We start from the raw sequence: 2,162 nt of genomic DNA on the forward strand, positions 1-2,162 counted from the left end.
GCCACGGCCGGCGAATCCGCCGCCCCCACCAAAGCCGCCGCCGCCGAGGCCACCTCCAACGCCACCGCTGGAGGGCGCCGCCGGGACCGGCGGCGCGGGCGATCCACCGACGCTGAACAGGCGGGAACTCTCCGCCGCGTCGGCCGCCCGTCCGCTGCTCTTGAACGCCTGCTTGCCGGCCCGCTGACTGATGCCGAAGGCGCCGTCGGTTCGGGCCAGGCTCTCGTTCAGACGGCGACGCGCCATCCCCCGGTTCAACGCGAGGGCGTCCAGCCGTACCTCTTCCTCCGCGAGAAATGCGGTGTAGGGGGTGAGGATGCCGTAGCGCGTGGAGAGAGCGACGAGTTCCTCCACCAGTTCGGGGTTCTCGCCGTCGAGGTCGATTCGATCCAGCAATTCGCCGATCCGCCGGGTCGCCCAGAGGGCGGGCAGGAAGTCCGCGGAGTCGTCCGAGTCCGCCGGCAGCGTGACAGGCAGGCTGAAGCTGAGTTCCTCGCCGTCCGACCCGGTCGAGGTTCCGGTCAGGGTGAACGTGCCCTTCAGATTCTTCTTCCCGCCGGCGTACCGCCCGACGATCGACAGTTGCTGACCGGAAAACAGGTCCGGCAGATCGGTCGGCAGGATGCGGTTCAGCGCGGCGCCGGTCGCATTGCCCTTGCGGGCGAAGTCCAGAACGAGGTCCGTCAGCACCGGGGCGGCGATTTTCGCATAGAGATCGGAGACGGCGGCTTCGACGTCCTCCTCCGGAGCGACGTAGGCGCTAACGCCGCGGCCGCCATTGGACAAACGATCGAGCAACCGGGCGTTGACGTCGTAGCCGACGCCGAAGGTGAACATCCGGGCCTTCACGTCTTGATCGCCAGCGTCGTTGGCGGCGGCGACGTTCTTGGCGATCTGCTGCTCGTCCGTGACGCCGCTGGTCGGCTTGCCGTCCGTGAGGAACAGGAGATATGTCGGACGATCGCCGGCCCCGTCCTTCGAAGACCGCGGAATCATGTCGAGCGCCTTCGTGAGGGCGCCGTTGATGTCGGTGCCGCCGCCGCTGCGAAGGTTCGCGACGAAGGCCTGACCGGCCTTGCGGCCGTCGGCGTTCCCTTTCTCCATCTCCGGGCGGAAGCTCGTGACGGTGCTGCTGTAGGCGATCACGTTGAACGTGTCGCTCTCCCGTAAGCGTCCGACGATGAACGACGCGGCGTTGCGGGCCTGCTCCATCTTCTCGCCGGCCATGCTGCCGGAGGTGTCGACGACCAGCACGATCGAACGTGCCGGCGGGGCGGCGTCCGGCTTGGGCACCTCGGGCGCGGCCAGCAGCAGAAAGAAGCCGTCGTCGTCCGCGGTTTTCTCGTCGCCCTCGGCGGATTCCGCATCCGGGTCGCGGAACGTCAGGACGTTCAGACCGACCAGCCCTTCGGCGGTGCCGAACAGCAGCCGCACGTCCTCACGGCCGGACACGTTCGTCAGCGAGAGCTTGGCGGAGGCCGTCTTGTCGGTCGGCCGTTCGACGTCCATCGCGTGCGTCGGGCTGTAGACGACCTTCAGCGGCGATTCCGTGGTCACGGAGGCCGTCACTTCAACCTTCTTCGCCCCGACGCCGTTCGACCCCGCGGAACCGACCGGCAGGGTGAGATCGACCAACCCCTCGCGGACCCCCAGCAATTGGGTGTAGCGAAGCTGCACCGTACGGCTGGCCCCTTGAGGGATCGGGAAGACGCTCGTGCGATACAGGCCGTACCCGGCGTACTCCAGCAGGGCGGGGTCGCGGTTGCGGCGGACGATCGCTTCGTAGGTCTCCCGGGCCTCGCCGGCCTTTTGGAGCGTGCCGGTCAGTTCCTTGCCGTCGACCAGCAGCGTGAGTTCCCGGACCGCGGCGTTCGGCGGGACGGGGAACAGCAGCCGGGCTTCCAGCGGTTGCGAACCGACGTTCTTGAAGGTCTGAGAGAGCCGCACCGACGCGGACTGACCGGTCACGTCCGCGTGGGCCGTCAGTTCCGTCACCTCCCACGTCGAGGGGAACCCGGGGCGGGGAGCGTCGGTCAGCTCTAGAAGAGCCTGAGCCGAGGCGGTCGGCGTCAGCCATCCGACGCAGGCGGCGGCCAGCAGCGCCGGCAGGGTTCTCAGGAGAATCGGCGGACGGGGCGGGGGGCGGAACATCGGTGTGTCCG

At 68.6% G+C, this 2,162-nt stretch carries 1 protein-coding gene; it reads right to left on the reverse strand.

What is annotated here, in order from left to right; translation table 11 throughout:
- The coding region (locus LzC2_RS21215) for a VIT and vWA domain-containing protein (protein WP_171190016.1) at window positions 1–2,151 on the reverse strand (2,151 nt) is incomplete at its 3' end.
- Between the last annotated feature and the right edge of the window lie 11 nt (window positions 2,152–2,162).

The sequence above is a fragment of the Alienimonas chondri genome, assembly GCF_013036045.1.
Lineage (GTDB): Bacteria > Planctomycetota > Planctomycetia > Planctomycetales > Planctomycetaceae > Alienimonas > Alienimonas chondri.